At 67.3% G+C, this 17,733-nt stretch carries 16 protein-coding genes; 7 read left to right on the top strand and 9 right to left on the bottom strand.

What is annotated here, in order from left to right:
* Positions 1–27: 27 nt before the first annotated feature.
* Positions 28–1,236 carry a globin domain-containing protein gene (locus tag ACFRJ8_RS17575; protein ID WP_377987458.1) on the bottom strand — a complete coding sequence of 403 codons (1,209 nt, stop codon included), beginning with the start codon at positions 1,234–1,236 and terminating at the stop codon, positions 28–30.
* A 298-nt stretch (positions 1,237–1,534) separates the two neighbouring features.
* The gene (locus tag ACFRJ8_RS17570; RefSeq protein WP_377987457.1) at positions 1,535–1,951 is read right to left on the bottom strand and encodes a PaaI family thioesterase; all 417 of its coding nucleotides are present in this window, start codon (positions 1,949–1,951) and stop codon (positions 1,535–1,537) included.
* A 166-nt stretch (positions 1,952–2,117) separates the two neighbouring features.
* Here ACFRJ8_RS17570 and paaZ point away from each other — a divergent pair, with 166 nt between their 5' ends.
* The 3 genes from paaZ (at position 2,118) to ACFRJ8_RS17555 (ending at position 5,364) form a co-directional block, all read left to right on the top strand.
* Entirely contained in the window at positions 2,118–4,220 is a 2,103-nt protein-coding gene (paaZ, locus tag ACFRJ8_RS17565) for a phenylacetic acid degradation bifunctional protein PaaZ (protein ID WP_377987456.1), read from the top strand.
* A gap of 241 nt (positions 4,221–4,461) precedes the next feature.
* Positions 4,462–4,854 carry a hypothetical protein gene (locus ACFRJ8_RS17560; protein ID WP_377987455.1) on the top strand — a complete coding sequence of 131 codons (393 nt, stop codon included), beginning with the start codon at positions 4,462–4,464 and terminating at the stop codon, positions 4,852–4,854.
* Positions 4,855–4,956: 102 nt separating this feature from the next.
* Positions 4,957–5,364: a VOC family protein gene (locus ACFRJ8_RS17555; protein WP_351385438.1), complete on the top strand. Its 408-nt coding sequence runs from the start codon at positions 4,957–4,959 to the stop codon at positions 5,362–5,364.
* A gap of 116 nt (positions 5,365–5,480) precedes the next feature.
* Here ACFRJ8_RS17555 and ACFRJ8_RS17550 read toward each other — a convergent pair whose 3' ends face one another.
* From ACFRJ8_RS17550 to ACFRJ8_RS17535, 4 genes are all read right to left on the bottom strand, one after another.
* Positions 5,481–6,344 carry a DUF427 domain-containing protein gene (locus ACFRJ8_RS17550; RefSeq protein WP_377987454.1) on the bottom strand — a complete coding sequence of 288 codons (864 nt, stop codon included), beginning with the start codon at positions 6,342–6,344 and terminating at the stop codon, positions 5,481–5,483.
* 106 nt (positions 6,345–6,450) lie between these two features.
* Positions 6,451–7,056, bottom strand: coding sequence for a TetR/AcrR family transcriptional regulator (locus ACFRJ8_RS17545; protein ID WP_377987453.1), 606 nt, complete (start codon positions 7,054–7,056; stop codon positions 6,451–6,453).
* 31 nt (positions 7,057–7,087) lie between these two features.
* Positions 7,088–8,416 carry a phenylacetate--CoA ligase PaaK gene (gene paaK, locus ACFRJ8_RS17540; RefSeq protein ID WP_377987452.1) on the bottom strand — a complete coding sequence of 443 codons (1,329 nt, stop codon included), beginning with the start codon at positions 8,414–8,416 and terminating at the stop codon, positions 7,088–7,090.
* A 16-nt stretch (positions 8,417–8,432) separates the two neighbouring features.
* On the bottom strand, positions 8,433–8,963 hold the full coding sequence (locus ACFRJ8_RS17535) for a hotdog fold thioesterase (protein WP_377987451.1): 531 nt from the start codon (positions 8,961–8,963) through the stop codon (positions 8,433–8,435).
* 91 nt (positions 8,964–9,054) lie between these two features.
* On the opposite strand from ACFRJ8_RS17535, the gene pta reads away from it, so the two are divergent.
* A complete protein-coding gene (gene pta / locus ACFRJ8_RS17530) occupies positions 9,055–11,166 on the top strand; it encodes a phosphate acetyltransferase (protein WP_377987450.1) in 2,112 nt (703 codons plus the stop codon).
* A gap of 15 nt (positions 11,167–11,181) precedes the next feature.
* Here pta and ACFRJ8_RS17525 read toward each other — a convergent pair whose 3' ends face one another.
* Complete coding sequence (locus ACFRJ8_RS17525) at positions 11,182–11,445, bottom strand: hypothetical protein (protein ID WP_377987449.1); 264 nt, start codon at positions 11,443–11,445, stop codon at positions 11,182–11,184.
* Positions 11,446–11,636: 191 nt separating this feature from the next.
* Here ACFRJ8_RS17525 and ACFRJ8_RS17520 point away from each other — a divergent pair, with 191 nt between their 5' ends.
* From ACFRJ8_RS17520 to ACFRJ8_RS17510, 3 genes are all read left to right on the top strand, one after another.
* Positions 11,637–12,806: an acetate kinase gene (locus ACFRJ8_RS17520; protein ID WP_377987447.1), complete on the top strand. Its 1,170-nt coding sequence runs from the start codon at positions 11,637–11,639 to the stop codon at positions 12,804–12,806.
* A gap of 60 nt (positions 12,807–12,866) precedes the next feature.
* Positions 12,867–13,430 (top strand): GNAT family N-acetyltransferase, encoded by a 564-nt coding sequence (locus ACFRJ8_RS17515; RefSeq protein WP_377987445.1) that lies wholly within the window; start codon positions 12,867–12,869, stop codon positions 13,428–13,430.
* A 173-nt stretch (positions 13,431–13,603) separates the two neighbouring features.
* Positions 13,604–14,086: a DUF4383 domain-containing protein gene (locus ACFRJ8_RS17510; protein ID WP_377987444.1), complete on the top strand. Its 483-nt coding sequence runs from the start codon at positions 13,604–13,606 to the stop codon at positions 14,084–14,086.
* 18 nt (positions 14,087–14,104) lie between these two features.
* Here ACFRJ8_RS17510 and ACFRJ8_RS17505 read toward each other — a convergent pair whose 3' ends face one another.
* Both ACFRJ8_RS17505 and ACFRJ8_RS17500 read right to left on the bottom strand, forming a co-directional pair.
* Positions 14,105–14,731, bottom strand: coding sequence for a dihydrofolate reductase family protein (locus ACFRJ8_RS17505; RefSeq protein ID WP_377987443.1), 627 nt, complete (start codon positions 14,729–14,731; stop codon positions 14,105–14,107).
* A 408-nt stretch (positions 14,732–15,139) separates the two neighbouring features.
* Complete coding sequence (locus tag ACFRJ8_RS17500) at positions 15,140–17,731, bottom strand: hypothetical protein (RefSeq protein ID WP_377987441.1); 2,592 nt, start codon at positions 17,729–17,731, stop codon at positions 15,140–15,142.
* Positions 17,732–17,733: the final 2 nt, after the last annotated feature.

Here is a 17,733-nt window from a genome sequence, read left to right as displayed (position 1 = left end):
GGGTCTGGGCAGAACCGCGGGCCGCGGCTACTGGAAGTCAGCCAGCCAGAGGTCCGGGCCGAAAACCTCGTATTGAATGTCCTTGGCCGGTACGCCGCCGACAATCAAGGCGCTCCGAACCGACTTCAGGAACGGCAGGGGACCGCAGAGGTAGTACTCGGCATCGTCGGGGAGTTCCACGTCGCTGACATCCATGAAACCGGTGAACGCGGACCCGGAGGTCCCGCCGGCCTCGGCCGGAGCCAGGAACCACGTCTTCAGGGTCCCGTCCGCCAATTTCGCGAGATCCTCCCCGACCTGCGCGCGGAGCGGGAAGGATGCCTCGCTGTCATCGGCATGCAGGAGCATCACCTGGCGCTGGGAACCGGACTGCACGAGGTGCGAGAGCATCCCGGCCATGGGGGTGATGCCGATTCCGGCGCTGGCCATAACCAAGGGCCGGTCCGTGTACTCCAGCACAACGTCGCCGAACGGCGCTGAGAGCACCACCTCGTCGCCCACCTGGATGTCGTTGTGGAGCAGTGTGGACATCTCGCCGTCGGGCGTCTGATGTCCGTGGACCCTCTTGACGGCAAACTGCCGGTGTTGCCCGTCGTCGGCCTTGGTTAGGCTGTATTGCCGCGGCTGCTGCACGCCGTCGGGCATGGTCATCTTGATGGTCACGTACTGCCCCGGCAGGGACGGCTTGACGTCGCGCTCGTCGGTCCGCTCGACGACGAACGAGACGACGTCGGCTGTCTCCTGGATCCGCTGCGCCACCCGCCACGTCCGCCAGATGGTCTCGGGAGAGAGGTGCACGGCGTTGTACAGCCCGCGCTCTTTGTTGATGAGCAGGTTCGCCATTAGCCAATAGACCTCGTCCCAGGCAGCGGCGACCTCGGGAGTGACGGCATCCCCGAGTACATCCACGATCGCCCACATGAGGTGGTCGTGGACAATCTGGTACTGGTCCGGGCTCAGACCCAGCGAGACGTGTTTGTGGGCCACCCGGGACAGCAGATGGTCCGGCATTTGGTCCGGCTTCTCCACCAGCATGGTGGCGAACGCAGCGATGGATCCGGCGAGTGCCTGCTGCTGGCGGCCGTCCGCCTGGTTTCCCCGGTTGAAGAGTCCGTCCAGGAGGTCCGGCCGTGCCTCGAACATGTGTTTGTAGAAACGCTTGGCGATTTCCCCGACGTGCTCGCCGACTACGGGAAGCGTCGCCTTGATGACAGGCAGCGAGGTATCCGAGAGCATGGTGGATCCTTCCGGTGGGACCGGTGATACCCGGCGGTGCCGGGTGACTCAGCCCTTCCAAGCTAACAGCCGGGGCTGCGGGCCTTCCGGGTCGATCGGCTCTACATCACTGGGGTAGACCGGTGTACGCGGCTCCCGGTCCAAGCCCAGCTCCAGTTCTAAGCCACGTCCACGCCCGAGCTCGCCGGAGAGCTGCGGGGTCGCCGGAATGTTCCGGCGATTCCGCACGGTTCCGGCGACCCCGAGGGTTCGGGCGGCGCGGGACGACCCCGCGAACCGTGCCCGCGAAGCCGGCTTGTCAGGCCTTGCGGTCCAGCAGCAGGTTGGTGATCCGCAGCGTGCAGAGCCGCTGGCCGGCCTCGTTGGTGATCAGCACCTCGTGCGTGGCCAGGGTGCCGCCGAGATGGATGGGAGTCGCCGTGATGGTGATCAGCCCCTCGCGGGCCGATCTGTGGTGCGTGGCCGAAACGTCGACGCCCACCGCCGTCTTGCCCAGGGTGCTGGCGTGGATCACGGCGGCCCAGGACCCCACGGCTTCGCCCACGGCCAGCGAGGCGCCGCCGTGCAGGAGGCCGAACGACTGCCGGTTGCCCTCCACCGGCATGGTCGCCACCACGCGGTCCACGGATTCCTCGACGATCTTCACGCCCATCTTCTCGTCGAGTTCCCCGAGGGTGATCTTCCACAACTCGGTGCTGCCAGTCTCGGGCGTCATAGCGTCTCCTTTGTTGCCGGCCGGCCGTGGGCCCGGACGGTCGGTGCCGCCGCGGTTAGTGTGCGGCAGGCCTCATTCATGTACTCTAGATCATATTACCGAACGGACGGTCAGTAATGTTCCGGCCGTGTTGATCTTGCTCCCCCGTTGGAAGGACCCGTCAACGATGACCACCACAGCCGCACCCACAGTAGACACTGTCGAGATCGTTCCCAGCTTCATCCGGGGCTCCTGGTGGACTCCCGACGCCGCCTCTGCCACCGGCGCAGCGCCGGTCCTGGACGCCAGCACCGGCGAGCTCCTGGCCAAGGTGAGCACCGAGGGGCTCGACCTCGCCGCCGTCGTGGACTACGGCCGCACCACCGGCCAGGCGGAACTTGGCACGCTGACCTTCCACCAGCGCGCGCTCAAGCTCAAGGAGCTGGCGCAGTACCTCAACGGCCGCCGCGAGGAGTTCTACGCCCTTTCGGCGCAGACCGGCGCCACCAAGATCGACTCGATGATCGACATCGACGGCGGGATCGGCGTCCTGTTCACGTTCGGGTCCAAGGGCCGGCGCGAGCTACCCAACGCCCAGGTGGTGGTGGACGGCCCCATGGAGGTGCTATCCCGGGACGGCTCGTTCGCCGGTGAACACATCTACACCCGCATCCCCGGCGTCGCCGTGCAGATCAATGCCTTCAACTTCCCCGTGTGGGGCATGCTGGAGAAGCTCGCCCCGGCCTTCCTCGCCGGCGTGCCCACCATCGTCAAGCCGGCCACGCCCACCGGATATGTGGCCGCCGCCGTGGTCAAGGCGATCGACGAATCCGGCATCCTGCCCACCGGCTCGCTGCAGCTGATTTCCGGTTCCGTCCGCACCCTGCTGGACCACCTGGACTACCGCGACCTCGTGGCCTTCACGGGTTCGGCCTCGACCGCCAACACGCTCAAGTCCCACCCCAACGTGGTCAAGGGCGGGGTCCGCTTCACGTCCGAGACCGACTCCCTCAACGCCGCGATCCTGGGCCCGGATGCCGTCAAAGGCACGCCGGAATTCGACGCCTTCATCAAGTCCCTCGTCACCGAGATGACCGCCAAGGCCGGCCAGAAATGCACCTCGATCCGCCGCGCGATCGTGCCGCAGCAACTCGTCGCCGATGTCACCGCCGCGGTAGGGGACCGCATCCGCGAACGTGTCGTGCTCGGTGACCCCCGCGCCGAGGGCGTCACCATGGGCGCCCTGGCCTCCCTCGAGCAGCTCGCCGACGTGCGCGCCGCCGTGCAGTCCATGCTCGACGCCGGCGGGGAGTTTGCCTACGGCACGCTCGACGCGCCGAAGGTCACCAGCGCGGACGGAAGCGTCGGCGTCGTCGACGGCGGCGCCTTCATGTCCCCGGTCCTGCTGAGCTGGGCCAACCCGGAGACCGAGGAGGTCCACTCGCTCGAGGCCTTCGGGCCGGTGTCCTCGGTGATCGGCTACACGGACCTGCCCGACGCCGTCCGCCTCGCCGCCCGCGGTGGCGGCTCGCTGGTCGCCTCGGTCTGCACGAACGATCCCGAGGTTGCCCGCGAACTCGTCACCGGCATCGCGGCCCACCACGGCCGCGTGCTCATGCTCAACCGCGAGGACGCCCGCAGCTCCACCGGGCACGGTTCCCCGGTCCCGCACCTGGTCCACGGCGGCCCCGGCCGCGCCGGCGGTGGCGAAGAGCTTGGCGGCATCCGCTCCGTGATGCACCACATGCAGCGGACCGCCATCCAGGGTTCGCCCAACATGCTGACCGCCGTCACCGGCGTCTGGCACACCGGGGCGGACCGCAACTTCACGCTCGAGACGGAGGGCCGGCACCCGTTCCGGAAATCCCTGGCCACGCTGCACATTGGCGACGCCATCCGCTCGGAGCTGCGTGAGGTCTCGCTGGAGGAAATCACCAAGTTCGCGAACTCCACCGGCGACACCTTCTACGCCCACACCAACCAGGAAGCCGCGGCGGCCAACCCGTTCTTCCCGGGCATCGTGGCGCACGGCTACCTCCTGCTCAGCTGGGCCGCCGGCCTGTTCGTGGAGCCCGCACCAGGCCCGGTGCTGGCCAACTACGGCCTGGAGAACCTGCGGTTCATCACCCCGGTGGCCGCCGGCGACTCCATTCGGGTCACGCTGACGGCCAAGAAGATCACCCCGCGCGAGACCGACGAGTACGGCGAGGTGGCCTGGGACGCCGTCCTGACCAACCAGAACGACGAAATCGTGGCGACCTACGACGTCCTGACCCTCGTCGAGAAGTAGCCCCTCTGGACGCTCTACGTTCCTAAGGCTCCAGCGGTCGCTGCAACCCCAGAATTATGGGAGTTGCAGCGACCGTGTCGTGTTCAACGGAGGAAAACACCACCTAGGTTCTGGCCTATGAAGGTGGATTGTTCCGCAGGCTAAGTCGTGACACTATCAGCGAGCTGCAGCGGTCGGCGGCAGCCTGGCAGCGCATGAACGAAGCCCTCGCCGAGATCCGAGCAACCCGACAGGAACAATCATGAGCTACGCACGAGACCTGACTTTCAACTTGCGCATCCGCGGGTTCTCGGAAGATGAGATCGCTGAGACCCTGGACGAAGTCCGCGCTCACGAGAGCGCCGCCGGGACTCCGGCTGAGGACGACTTCGGTAATGCGCAGGAGTACGCGAAGCAGTTTCCCAAGAAGAAGATGCGATCACTGGGGGCAACCATCATCAAGATCGGGCTGGCGGTGGCAATCATATATGGAGCCGTCTCGCTGCTTCTTCTGCCATTCCTGAGGATCGATATCCGCGACGTCGTTGGCCCTGTAAGACTTTGGCCGGCGCTGGCGCTGGTTCTGGGCGGTCTCCTCGCCGGATTTCTGACTGACTACTATCGCCCGGTTCCGCGCTCCGACGCCGCCCGCTGAAGAAGGGTGTGCATCCCGTGGAGTGTCGCCTGTTCAGGGGGCAAATTGTAGGCTCTTTCCACCACGCTCCGGCGTAAAATCTTGCTCGTAGGAGGTGGCGAAATGACCCTAGTACTCAACAAAGCCACAACAGTCCTGCCAGTCGATGATGCAGAACGCGCCCGGCGTTTCTATGCCGAGACGCTCGGTCTCCCGCACAGGGGAGTGGCAGACGACGGAAGTGAACTATTTGGCAGCGGCGACGGCCCGATGCTGCAGTTGATGCCAGTCAAGGATGGAAAGCATTCAGAGCACACCACCCTGAGTTTCGAAGTCAGCGAGATCGAACGCACAGTCCAGGAAATGGAAGCCAAGGGCGTCATGTTCCAGGACTACGATCGCCCGGATCTCAAGACCGAAAACCACATTTGTACAACTGATTCAGAGAAGTGCGCCTGGTTCATGGACTCCGAGCACAATATTCTCTGCGTGCACGAGAACATCACCACGGCAGCTGATTACCAGCTCTGAGGTCCGGTCCAGCCCTGGAAAGTCGGGGGGACAAGATCAGGGTGGAGAGAAGCGCGGCGCTCCGGCTTAGCGGGGCGCCCCTTCTGTTGTCGGGTCCTTCTGTCGTCGAGGCCTGCTCACCCCTGAGGTGCCCCCGGTCCGGCCGGACCGGACCACGGCGACACGGGGCGGATCTGGAGTACGCCGTTGACGCTCAGGTCCACTCTTTCGTTGAAGAAGCTGATGAGGCCGTGGATCTGGGCGGCGTCGCGGTAGCGCCGGTCATAGCTCCACGCGATATTCCTGCCCTGCGCGGACTCCGGGTAGCTCCAGTAGCTCGCCTGGCCCTTGTACGGGCAGACGGTCCGCTTGGGGCTATCCTGCATCAGGCCCAGCCGCACATCCGACGGCGGGATGTAGTACCGCACCGGAAGCAACGTCTCGTAGAGGAACTGCGCCCCGTTCGTCTTGGCGAGCGTCACGCCGTCGAGCGCCACCTCCACGTCCGCGGACGACGCGCGGATATCAACGCGGTGAAAGGGATCACGTGGATGGCCGATGATCTCCTCATCGTCCTCGAGCCAGTCGAAGGCCGTGAAATCCAGCACCACGTATCCGGCCAGGTCCGGGTCTTCGGGCCGGAAGGCTGCACGGGGAGCCGTTGCCCCCGCCGTCACGACGTCGAGTTCCTCGCCGGCGCATGTGTGTCTGCCAAACTTTGTTCCGGGGTCGAGTGAGGTCGGAGCCTCGCCCTTCCGAAGGGCGAAGGCGTGTTCCTCGACGGCAGATGCCGGCAGGGCCGGTGGTGCCAGCTCCGCCAGCAGTTCCTGCTCCGGCACGGCAAAAATGGGGGTGACCCGCCGGGGTTCCCACACCAGCCAGGCCTGCACTGTGTCCACCACGACGTTGCCGCCGAGGCTCGCACGGACCCTTTTGGCGGTGGGTTCGTAACGCAGCTGGGGGAAAGCGCCCGTGAGCACCTTCGATAATCTGGTGGCCATCTTCACAGCGTGGACCCGGCGCCCCGCGCAGTCAATGAGAGATTCCGCGCCGTCTATGAGGGATTCCGCGCCGTCTATGAGGGCGGCGGAGCGGAAGGTCCCTGGCCTAGCGGGGGACGTGGAGGCCGTGGAACGCCATGGTGATGACGTCGTCGGCCAGCTTCTCCGGGGACAGCGATCCGCCAGGCTTGTACCACTCGACAATCGAGTTGATGGTGCCGAACAGCAAGCGGGTCACGGTGCGGGGGTCGATGTCCTGGCGGAGCGAGCCCTCATCCCGGGCCTCGGAAATCAGGGCGGCCACCTTGTGGTCGAAGGTGCGGCGCCGTTCCAGCGCGTCCCGCTCGATCTCCGTGTTCCCGCGCAGGCGCAGCAGCAGCGTCACGAAGGGCAGCCGCTCCACCAGCACCGAGATGGTCTGGCGGACCACGAACTCCAGCCGGGCGTCGGCCGAGCCGGTGGTGGCCCCGGGCTGGTCCAGGATCGCCTCGAGCCCGCCCAGGGCATGGTCCAGGGCGAGCTTGAGCAGGTCGCCCTTGGAGGGCACGTGGTGGTAGATCGCGGACTTGGAGATGCCCAGGTTCTCGGCCAGGATGCCCATCGAGGTGGCGTCGTAGCCGTGGCGGTTGAAGACGTCGACGGCGATCACCAGCACCGACTGCTGGTCATAGCCGGGGCGGCCGCGCTTGGTGGTGGTTGCTGTGCTGGGCATAGTGGCTAGTTTCTCACGATCGGGTGCTCGCTCAGCCCTTGGGGCGCATGTCGTAGATCCGCCGCAGCTTGCCGTTGGACCGCTCCAGCGAGCCGGGCTCGACGACGTCGACCGTGCAGGAGGAGCCGACATGGATCTTGATCTGCTGCTGCAGGACCCTGGCGGCGGAGGCAGCACCGTCGATGGTGACGGCGTCGCGGCGCTCGATCTTGACGGTCAGCTGGTCCATCCGCGTGCCCTCGGGTCGGGTGAGTTCCAGCTGGAAGTGCGGGCTGAGCTCGGGGATCCGCAGGGCGATCTCTTCGATCTGCGACGGGAACAGGTTCACGCCGCGCAGGATGATCATGTCGTCGCTGCGGCCGGTGATGCGGCCCATGCGGCGGTGCGCCGGGCGGGCGGTGCCCGGGAGCAGCCGGGTGAGGTCCTTGGTGCGGTACCGGATGATCGGCAGCGCTTCCTTAGTGAGCGAGGTGAAGACGAGTTCGCCCGGTTCACCGTCGCCCAGCACCACGGTGGGGTCGAAGGCGTCGATGATCTCGGGCCGGAAGTGGTCCTCCCAGATGTGGCTGCCGTCCTGCGTTTCCACGGCTTCGCCGGCGACGCCCGGGCCCATGACCTCGGAGAGGCCGTAGATGTCGCAGGCCTTGAGGTTCATGGTGGTCTCGAGCTCGTGGCGCATTTCTTCGGTCCACGGCTCGGCGCCCAGGACCGCGTACTTCAGTGACGTGGAAGCCGGGTCGATGCCCTGCTTGATCATCGCGTCGGCAATGGTCAGCAGGTACGTGGGGGTGGCCAGGATGGCGTCGGGCTTGAAGTCCTGGATGAGCGTGATCTGGCGTTCGGTCTGCCCGCCGGAGATCGGGATGACGGTGCAGCCGAGGGCCTCGGCGCCGGCGTGGGCGCCCATGCCGCCGGTGAACAGGCCGTAGCCGTAGGCGTTGTGCACCTTCATGCCCGGCCGGACGCCGGAGGCGCGCAGCGAGCGGGCCACGAGCTTGGCCCAGTCGGCGAGGTCCTTCTTGGTGTAGCCCACCACGGTGGCGCGGCCCGTGGTGCCGGAGCTGGCGTGGATCCGGGCCACCTCGCTCTGCGGCACGGCGAACATGCCGAAGGGGTACTCGAGCCGGAGGTCTTCCTTGGTGGTGAAGGGGAACTTGGCGAGGTCGGAGAGCTCACGCAGGTCCGTCGGGTGGACGCCGGCTTCGTCGAACTTGCGCTTGTACAGGGGGACGCGGTCATAGGCGTAGGCCACCGTGTGCTGCAGGCGGCTGAGCTGGAGCGCCTCGAGTTCGTCGCGGGAAATGGTTTCCTCACGGTCCAGGACAGCGTCAGTGGTGGCGGCGGCGGTTTCTTGGGTCATCTGTGGTTCCCTGTTTCTATTTCTTGGAGATGGTGCGGCTGCGGCCGCGGAACTCGGCGATGAGTTCCCCCGCAGCGGCGATGTCGGCGGGGAGTTCGCCCGGGACCGTGGCGGCCGGAACCGAGCGGGCGGGTGCCGTCTGCGGCGGCGCGGGCGCGCCCGCGCCGGGATCGGCGGCGTAGATCTGGATGTCGTAGAGCCCGCTTCGCCCGGTGCTGGCACGCCGGTTGGCGACGGCGGTCAGGACCTGACCGCGGAACGCCGGCTTGAGAAAGTTGATGTCGACGCCGGAGGCCACGGTGATGCTGCCCTCCTCGGCCGGGCTCGGCCTGGCCGGGTTGCAGGCCAGCGCGAAGGCTGTGTCGCCGAAGGCGAAGATCATTCCGCCGTGGGCCATGCCGAATCCATTGAGCATTTCCTGCCGGAGCGTCATCCGGATCGTGGCATGCCCGTCGTCCAGTGCGAGAACTTCAATGCCCATCCATTCGGAGGCATAGTCGTCTTTCAGGATGGAGTGGGTACCACCGGAAATCGTCAGTTCAGCCATGCGTCGTTGCCTCCAGCTTTATTTACCGAATGTTCATTAGGTAATCCCATCTGGGTGCCCGCTGTCAAGGGGTGTAAGTATGCTGGGACACATGGCCAAAGGAATCTACGTCAGCGCGACCACCCCGGGCTCCGGCAAGTCCCTCATAGCGCTGGGGCTGGCGGACACGCTGCACCGGCACGCGGACCGCATCGGCTTCTTCAAGCCTGTGGTCCACGGCAACGACGCCGCGGCGGACCCGATGGTGGCGCTGATGAAGGCCCGGTTTGATCTTGACGACCAGCGCTGCCGCGGCGGCCTGACGTTTGCCGAGGTCCGCGGGCTGCTGGCGGAGGGAAACCGGGCCGAGATCGACGCCCGCTGCGTGGAGATCTTCGCCGAAATGTCCCGGCACTGCGACGTGGTGATTGTGGAGGGGACGGACCTCACCGGCCAGGATGCCGCCGTCGAATTCGACCTCAACGCACGCCTCGCGAACAACCTGGCCGCCTCCGTGGTGGCCGTGGTGGGCGCGAAGGGGCGGACGGTGGCGGAGGCCGCCGACGCCGTCGAGGTTGCCCGCAAGGAACTGGCGGCGGAACGCTGCAGCCTCCTGGCCATCATGGTGAACCGCGCCGACCCGGAGGACGTGGACGGGATCGCCGCGGCCGTGAAGCCCGGTGCGTCCGGCCGACCCGTGTACGTCTTCCCGGAACTGGAAGACATCGCCCGGCCCACCACCGGCGAGGTGGCCTCGGCCCTCGGGATCGGCCAGGTGGCCGGCCGGCCGGACATGGAACGCGACGTCCATTCCATCAAGGTGGCGGCGATGAATGTTGCCAACTTCCTGCACGTGCTCGACGACGGCGCCCTGGTGATCGTACCCGGGGACCGTGCGGACGTCATGGTGGGGTGCCTCGCGTCGTCGTTCTCTCCTGAGTTCCCGGTGCCCTCGGCGCTCATTCTCACCGGCGGCCTGGCCCCGGATCCCAATATCTATTCGCTGCTGGCGCAGGCGCCCTTCCCCGTGTTCGCGGCCCCGGACGACACGTACACCACCGCCAAGCGGGTTTCCGAGGTACGCAGCGAGATCTGGTCCGGGCACCGCCGCAAAGTGGCCTCCGCCCTCGGCCTGTGGGCCAAGCGGGTGGATGAAGCGGAGCTGCTGGAGCGGCTGCACCTGCCGCGGCCGGAACGGATGACGCCGCTGCGGTTCCTGCACGACCTCATTGAGCGGGCCCGGCTCCAGCGCCGCCACATCGTCCTCCCGGAGGGGAACGACGTGCGGGTCCTGCGTGCCGCCGAGATTCTGCACCGGCGGGACGTCTGCGACCTCACCGTCCTGGGCAACGAGTCCGCGGTCCGGGAGCTGGCGTCCACCCGGGGCATCGAGCTGGCGGGCATTAAAATCGTGGATCCGGCGACGTCGGAGCTCCGCCAGCAGTTTGCCCAGAAGTATGCGGAGCTGCGCGCGCACAAGGGCGTGGACCTCGCCCGGGCCCTGGAAGTCATGCTGGACGGCAGCTACTTCGGCACCATGATGGTGCAGCTGGGCGCGGTGGACGGCATGGTGTCCGGCGCCGCGCACACCACCGCCCACACCATCCGTCCCGCGCTGGAGTTCGTGAAGACGCGGGAGGGCGTGAAGATCGTCTCCTCGGTGTTCCTGATGCTGATGCCGGACCGGGTGCTGGTCTACGGCGACTGCGCGGTCAATCCCGACCCGAACGCGGAGCAGTTGGCGGACATCGCATTAGCCTCAGCCGAGACCGCCGCCCAGTTCGGCGTGGAGCCGCGGGTGGCGATGCTCTCCTATTCCACCGGCGGGTCCGGGACCGGGGAGGCAGTGGACAAAGTCCGGCAGGCCACCGAGGTCGTGAAGGGACGCCGCCCGGATCTCGCCGTCGAAGGCCCGATCCAGTACGATGCCGCCGTGGACGCAGCGATCGCGCAGTCCAAGATGCCCGGCTCGTCCGTCGCCGGGCAGGCCACCGTGTTCATCTTTCCGGACCTCAACACCGGTAACAACACCTACAAGGCGGTCCAGCAGTCCTCGGGTGCAGTCGCCGTCGGGCCCGTGCTACAGGGGCTCCGGAAGCCGGTCAACGACCTCTCCCGCGGGTGCACCGTGGAGGACATCGTGAACACGGTGGCCATCACCGCCGTCCAGGCGCAGTCCGTGGAGCCCGCTGCCGAGCCGGCACCCGCGGCTGCCCGTGTATAGTCAGCTGTTTTCCGGTCAGCTGTTTTCCGGCTTCGCCGGACTTTCGGGGTCTTCCTGCTTGGCGGGCTCATCGGCCAGCCCGGCCGGTGTGAGATCCAGATTTTCCAGATTCTCGGGGGCCTCAGCGGCTTCTCCGACCTCGGCTGCCTTCGGGTTTCCCGTGTCGTCCAGCGCGGGGTTCGCACCTACGACGCCGGTCGGGTCCGGCTTTCCGGAACCGCTGGCCGGCTTGGTGCTCTCTGGCTGGGCGGTCTCGGGCTCGGTCGCGTCGTTAGTCATGGAGATCCCTTCGTGAGTTGTCTAGTTGGTCCGCCGACTCTAGGCGCCCCGCCCGGCTTTCGCAACGGATTGGCGCCCTTGCCGGTCCGGCAATTTATAGTGGATCCCACGGAGCGCTCCGCCAGGCTCCGGCGTGATGCCAGTCCCGACGCACCCTCGGGTAGCGTCGAAGCCGAGGCTTAGGAGGCCCCATGCTCGTGCTCGTCATCAACTCCGGCTCGTCCTCGCTCAAGTACCAGGTGCGCGACGTCGAGGCCGGCACCGTGCTCACCGAAGGCCTGGTCGAGAAGATCGGCATGGGCGCCGGCGGCGAGGGCGACGGCCAGATCGAAGGCCCCCGCGACCACGCCGAGGCGCTCGAACAGGTGGACGCGGCCATCCACGCAGCCCTGGGGGACCGCGTGCTCGATGCCGTGGGCCACCGCGTGGTGCACGGCGGGGAGCGCTTCGCCGAGCCGGTCCTGGTCAACAACGAGATCACCCGGGCCATTGAACGGCTGAACCCGCTCGCGCCGCTGCACAACCCCGCCAACGTCCTTGGCATCCGCGCGATCTCGAAGAAGTGGCCCGAGCTGCCGCAGGTGGCCGTGTTCGACACCGCCTTCCACCGCACCCTGCCCGAGCACGCCTGGCGTTACGCGGTGCCGGACGAGCTCTACACGAACCACGGGATCCGCCGCTACGGGTTCCACGGCACCTCACACGAATACGTTGCGCACCGGGCGGCCGCGCTGCTGGATGTTCCGGTCGAGGAGTTCGACGCCGTCATCGCCCACCTGGGGAACGGCGCCTCGGTCACGGCGATCCGCGGCGGCCAGTCCATCGACACTTCCATGGGATTCACGCCCCTCGAGGGACTGGTCATGGGAACCCGCTCCGGCGACCTCGATCCGTCCATCCTGGTCTTCCTGGCCCGGACCGGCTGGTCTCCCGAGGACCTGGATTCGATGCTGAACCGCCAGTCCGGACTCAAAGGCCTGGCCGGAAACAACGACATGCGCTCGGTGGTTGAGGCCGCGGAGGCCGGCGATGCCAAGGCGGCCATGGCCCTGGCGGTCGCGTCCTACCGGCTGGCGAAGTACATCGGCGGGTATCACGTGGCCGTCGGCGGTGCGAAGGCCCTGGTGTTCACGGCCGGGATCGGCGAGAACTCGCACCAGTTCCGGGACCTCGTGACGCAGCGGCTCAGTGCCCTCGGCGTCGAGCTCGACGCCGGGCTGAACCGGGAGCGGTCCAAGGAACCCCGGGTCATTTCCACCCCGACGTCGGCCCTGCCTGTCCTGGTGGTCCCCACCGACGAGGAGCGGGCGATCGCCGAGGCAACGGCCGCCGTCGTCGCCCAGGCATCGGTTGCTCCGTAACCGCCCTTGTGGCGGCTCAAAACGGCGCTTATGGAGCAGTCGATGGGTAGCGTTGGAGGCATGACCGAACCCAAGCCCCTCCCTCCGCTGCCCATCCGCACCGAACGGCTCGTGCTGCGGCGCTTTGAAGCCTCCGATCTCGATGCCTTCCACGCCTACCACTCGCTCCCGGAAACCGCCCGGTTCCTGCCCCGCGAGGCCAAGACCTACACCCAGTCGATGGAAACGGTGGGACGGTACGCCAACTTCGAGTTCGAGAAGGAGGGCGACTGGGTGGCCCTGGCCATCGAGTCCGCGGACTCGCCCGGGCTGCTCGGCGAGGTGGTGCTGAAATGGCTGGAGGGGTGCGGGCAGGCCGAGATCGGCTGGAGCCTGGCCCCGGAGGCGCGGGGGCGGGGTATCGCAAGCGAGGCCGCCCGGGCGCTGCTCAAGCTCGGCTTTGAGGACCTGGGCTTCCACCGCATCGACGCCAAGCTCGATGCCCTGAACACGGACTCGGCGGCGCTCTGTGAACGGCTCGGCATGCGCCTTGAATCACGCCAGGTGGACAAATGGCACTACAAGGGCGAATGGGCCACCGAAGTGGTGTATGCCCTCCTCGCGGATGAATGGAAGGCCCGCTAACCCGCCCCAGCGGGTGCACTCGGGCGGGTTCGCCGAGTGCTCTTTGGTCCTGGTTTCCCTGCACGGGCGCTGTTTTCGGGAGTAAAATGTGGGCGTCGGCAGGATTCCTGCGACCCCCTGCCGCGAGGCCGGTTTTCGACCTGAAGCCAGTATTTTGCGTGAAAGGGAAGGCCATGACTACCGCTTCACACCCTGCCCAGCACCACCACATGATGGGGTTGACCCTTCACAACACCGCCATGGGTATTGGTGCGGTTTTCCTCCTGGTTGGAGTCCTCGGGTTCATTCCGGGAATCACCACAAATTACGGCGCCATGACTTTTGCGGGACACGAATCAGGGGCCATGCTGCTTGGAGTCTTCCAGGTGTCCGTGCTGCACAACATCGTCCACTTGCTGTTCGGCGTGGCAGGCATTGCCATGGCCCGGACAGACCGGATGGCCCGACTGTTCCTGCTCGGCGGCGGCGCTGTATACCTGCTTCTGTGGATCTACGGCCTGGTGGTCGACATGAGCGCAAACGCCAACTTCGTTCCGTTCAACTCTGCCGACAACTGGCTGCATCTGATTCTTGGCGTCGCGATGATCGGCCTGGGCCTCTGGCTCGGCAGGGATGCTGTGGAGACGAATGCCGCGACGAAGGAGAGCACCGCGTAGGGACAGGCTCAGCCTGCCTCATCCACGCGACGAACCAGGCTCATAGGTCCCGTACGTCGGTAGCCCTGCCGACTCAAAGATAAGAATGGTCAGTCCGCCCGGCGTCGTCTCATTGCGGACCAGACGCAGGCCCGCCGGGGCGCCTCCGGGCGGAAACAGCCGCCTGCCGTTGCCTACCAGCACCGGGGCGATCACCAGTCTCAGTTCGTCGATCAACCCCGCGCCCAGCAGCGACTGGGCCAGCCGGGCACTCCCGTGGATCTGCAGCTCCCGGCCGGGCTGCCTCTTCAGCTCAGCGACCTGTGCGGGGACGTCCCCGGACAGGATGGTGGTCGGTACCCAACCAGCCTGTGCCAGGCTGTGCGAGGCCACGTACTTCGGCAACCCATTCATCTTTTCGGAGAACGGATCATCAGGGTCCGTGATGTTCGGCCAGTCCCTCGCAAAGTTGACGTAGGTCCGGCGCCCGAACAGTAACGCATCCGCCTCAGCGAGCCAGTTCGCCGCCCGCTGGATGAAATCCTCGTCCAGATAGGGGACGAACCAGCCTCCCTGGGTAAAGCCGTCGCTGGTATCCTCCTCGGGCGATCCAGGACCCTGGGCCACGCCGTCCAATGTGAGGAATTCTGTCAGCGTCAGTCTCATCGTGTTGCCTTTCCAGTTGGGTGCCGCGTTGGATGCCGTCGTGTTGATTGTCGCGGTGTTGGCCTATCGGGGTTCAACGGCCCGGCATGCGCCTGGAATCATGGCAGATGAAAAGTGGCAGGACAAAGTGGCAATACCAGGGCAGATGGGCCACGGAAACGGTGTACACCCTCCTCGCGGATGAAGGGAAGGCCCGCTGGCCCGCGAAGCGCTTAACGGATTGAAATCCAGAGCGGCGCTCTCTCCCAGTTGCTTCTGCCCGGACCACCCCGGTCCCGTGGAATCCCGGGGTTCCACGGGACCTGAATCGGTCCCGGCGGCCAGCAACTGGGATGGAGCGCCGTCATCCGGGCAACACGCGGCCCCGGGCTGGCCGAACCCGGCCCGGGTGCCGTTCGGGTCCCCGCCTTAGGGCGCCGGCGGGGCGGTTCCTGTCGGCACGGGCGTGGCCGTCCCCGCTGCAGGCGCGGTGGAACCGGCCGGCGCCGGTGCTGCGGGCTCCGTGGGTTGCTGCTCCGCGGGCACTGTGGCCCCGGCACCCGAACCGGAACCCGAGCCCGAGCCCGAGCCGGGAGCGGACGTCGCGGTACCGCCAGTGGGTGCAGCACCGCCGGCCGGGGCCGTGGTCCCGGTGCCGCTGGCGCCTGACGGGGCCTGCGTGCTGCCGGGAGAGGCGCCGGACGTGGTGCCCGGCGTCGCGCCGGATGTTGCCCCCGGCGTCGTGGCCGTACCGGCAGACCCGGCCGGGGTGGCACTGGGATCGGCCTTGATGACCGCCATGATCTGTTCCTTATACGCGCTGAGCCGGCCCTGGATCTCGGAGAGCGGCCGGTTCCGCAGGTCCTTGCCGTAGGCAGCGATCTCCTGCCACAGCGCGTTGAGCCTGGCCATGCCGTCGCTGCTCAGGGGCCCATCGAGGGTGAGCACCAGTTGGCTCGCCAGGGCGTAGGTCAGGCACCGGAGGCAGTTGTAGTTGGCCGCAGCCGAGAGGTTTTCCGGGACGATCACATCGGTCTGGCCCACAATCAGCACCACCTGGAAGCCCACGGCCACTGCGGCGCAGTCCGCGCAGCTGGCAAAGGCGTAGGCCTCATTCTTGGTGTCCACGGTGTCGCCGTCGTCCGCCCAGACGAGGGCAAAGGCGACGTCGTAGACCACGGAACCGTCAGTGGTGTTGACCGCGAGGGACTGGTTGCCGTCGTCCTCCGGAGCGGTCGGCCGGTCGAAGGGGAAGACCCAAGAAGGGGCAGCCGGCGCCGCGGCGCCGGCCGTGCCCGCCGAGCCGGCCGTGGCGGCCTGCCGGGGCACCAGGACCATGCTCAGCGCGGGCTCGTCGCGTGTGGGCTTCCGGGCGCCCTCCGGCCACAGGGCAACAGTCTTGCCCGACTGGCCCTCTGCCATCCGGCTGGTGACGGCGGCCGGGAAAACTGCCGTGGTGGCGTCGGCCAGGGTGCCGCGCTCGTAGGGCTGGACGGGGCGGTAGGTGTCCGCGCCGGGCCACCAGGCCCAGACGAGGCCCGCGGCCACAGCCGCGATGGCAACGATGGCGGTGGCGCGCTGGAGGGCCTTGCCGCGGGTCTTCTGCCACAGCCCGGTGGCCAGTTGGCGGACCAGGCGCAGCAGGATGTACAGGATGCCCAGCACCGGCAGGGCCAGGCACGCCATCGCGAGCATCCGCACGGCGGCGTCGGCGAAGTCCCCGGCGGAGAGGCTGTGGGCAAGCATGGCCTGCTGCTTGAGTCCGTTGTCCCAGGCGGTGCCGAGGACGCGCGGCAGGGTCAGCACCATGGTGGCCATGCTGAAGAGCAGCAGCGGAACCGTGACCAGCACCCAGATGGTGACCACGGCCCGCGCCCAGGGCTTCAGGAGCCTGGCTTCGGGATCTGTCCTGCGCCACGGCACCAGGGCCAGCAGGGTGGGTTTGATGCGCTGGAACAGGTCCGGGACGCCGGTAGCGTCGGCCAAGATGTGATAGCCGTCGAATCGGACCAGCGGCATCAGCTGCCGGACCATCTGCAGGATCTGCGTGACCACCACCAGCAAAAGCGCATCGAAGCCGGTGGCCCACCAGATGCCCATGATTGCCACGGCCACGATTGCGTTGAAGTAGAGTCCGCCGAGGTCCGTGCGCAGGCGGCCGCCGCGCCCCAGCCGGTAGGAATCGGTGACGTCGGTGTAGAAGGCCGGCCACATGAGGTACAGGCCCGTGCCCATGGCGCCGGGGGTGGCGCCGCCGCGGCGGGCGGCGGCGGCATGGCCGAACTCATGGAAACCGGCCGAGAGCACCGTGACCACCAGGATCAGGAGCACCAGGCCGGGGTTGGCGAAGGCTTCGTGAGTGGCCGATGCCAGCCCCTTGACCATCAGCACCCACCAGCACGTGACCAGGAAGGCAGCGGTCACGGCCACCACGATCAAGGGGTTGAACAGTGTAGCGAACGGCGCCGTGATCTTCCGGGTGCGGTCCGGATCGGTCACCGAATACCGGAAGCGCATGCCCAGCAGAGGGTTCGCTTTCTTCACAGCGGGCTCGGAACCGTCCGCCAGCCGGAGGAGGCCGAGCGGGAGGAGCTGGGAGGTGATCAGGGTGCGGACGTTCTCGGCGCTTACGAGCCGTCCGAAACTGTTACTGGCGTGCTCGGCGATTTCCTCGGGGCCCCGCTCGCCGTCGATCGCCTCAAGCACCAGGTACAGCAGGCGGGTGAGCTGGATGGTCTGGCCGTCGGAGCGGCGCACCAGCGACGGGGCTTCCTTGTAGCCGGACCCCTTCGCCTCGCCGATCAGCTGCACGCCGGCGGCCCGCACCGGCACCGGCTGCAGGCCGACCGCCACGGACGACCCTGCGCCCTCAGTACCGGCGCCGGCCGTTCCGGCGTCGGATCCGGCGGAATTGACTGCGGCAGGACCGGCTGCAGAATCGGTCGCAGAGCCGACGCCGCCGGGGGCGGGCGCGACCGGAGGGCCGTCCTGCCCGGACGGCCCTCCGTGCACAGTGCTCATCT

The sequence above is a fragment of the Arthrobacter sp. NPDC056886 genome (assembly GCF_042788715.1).
GTDB lineage: Bacteria > Actinomycetota > Actinomycetes > Actinomycetales > Micrococcaceae > Arthrobacter.
Note: the sequence above shows the minus strand (reverse complement) of the source record. Positions and strands in the feature narration are given on the sequence as shown.

Coding starts and splice junctions, on each gene's coding strand:
- ACFRJ8_RS17560 (WP_377987455.1), top strand. CDS start 4,462: ATGAGCTACGCACGAGACCTGACTTTCAACTTGCGCATCCGCGGGTTC.
- ACFRJ8_RS17550 (WP_377987454.1), bottom strand. CDS start 6,344: ATGGCCACCAGATTATCGAAGGTGCTCACGGGCGCTTTCCCCCAGCTG.
- ACFRJ8_RS17555 (WP_351385438.1), top strand. CDS start 4,957: ATGACCCTAGTACTCAACAAAGCCACAACAGTCCTGCCAGTCGATGAT.
- ACFRJ8_RS17570 (WP_377987457.1), bottom strand. CDS start 1,951: ATGACGCCCGAGACTGGCAGCACCGAGTTGTGGAAGATCACCCTCGGG.
- paaK (WP_377987452.1), bottom strand. CDS start 8,416: ATGACCCAAGAAACCGCCGCCGCCACCACTGACGCTGTCCTGGACCGT.
- ACFRJ8_RS17535 (WP_377987451.1), bottom strand. CDS start 8,963: ATGGCTGAACTGACGATTTCCGGTGGTACCCACTCCATCCTGAAAGAC.
- ACFRJ8_RS17510 (WP_377987444.1), top strand. CDS start 13,604: ATGACTACCGCTTCACACCCTGCCCAGCACCACCACATGATGGGGTTG.
- ACFRJ8_RS17515 (WP_377987445.1), top strand. CDS start 12,867: ATGACCGAACCCAAGCCCCTCCCTCCGCTGCCCATCCGCACCGAACGG.
- paaZ (WP_377987456.1), top strand. CDS start 2,118: ATGACCACCACAGCCGCACCCACAGTAGACACTGTCGAGATCGTTCCC.
- ACFRJ8_RS17575 (WP_377987458.1), bottom strand. CDS start 1,236: ATGCTCTCGGATACCTCGCTGCCTGTCATCAAGGCGACGCTTCCCGTA.
- pta (WP_377987450.1), top strand. CDS start 9,055: ATGGCCAAAGGAATCTACGTCAGCGCGACCACCCCGGGCTCCGGCAAG.
- ACFRJ8_RS17545 (WP_377987453.1), bottom strand. CDS start 7,056: ATGCCCAGCACAGCAACCACCACCAAGCGCGGCCGCCCCGGCTATGAC.
- ACFRJ8_RS17520 (WP_377987447.1), top strand. CDS start 11,637: ATGCTCGTGCTCGTCATCAACTCCGGCTCGTCCTCGCTCAAGTACCAG.
- ACFRJ8_RS17500 (WP_377987441.1), bottom strand. CDS start 17,731: ATGAGCACTGTGCACGGAGGGCCGTCCGGGCAGGACGGCCCTCCGGTC.
- ACFRJ8_RS17505 (WP_377987443.1), bottom strand. CDS start 14,731: ATGAGACTGACGCTGACAGAATTCCTCACATTGGACGGCGTGGCCCAG.
- ACFRJ8_RS17525 (WP_377987449.1), bottom strand. CDS start 11,445: ATGACTAACGACGCGACCGAGCCCGAGACCGCCCAGCCAGAGAGCACC.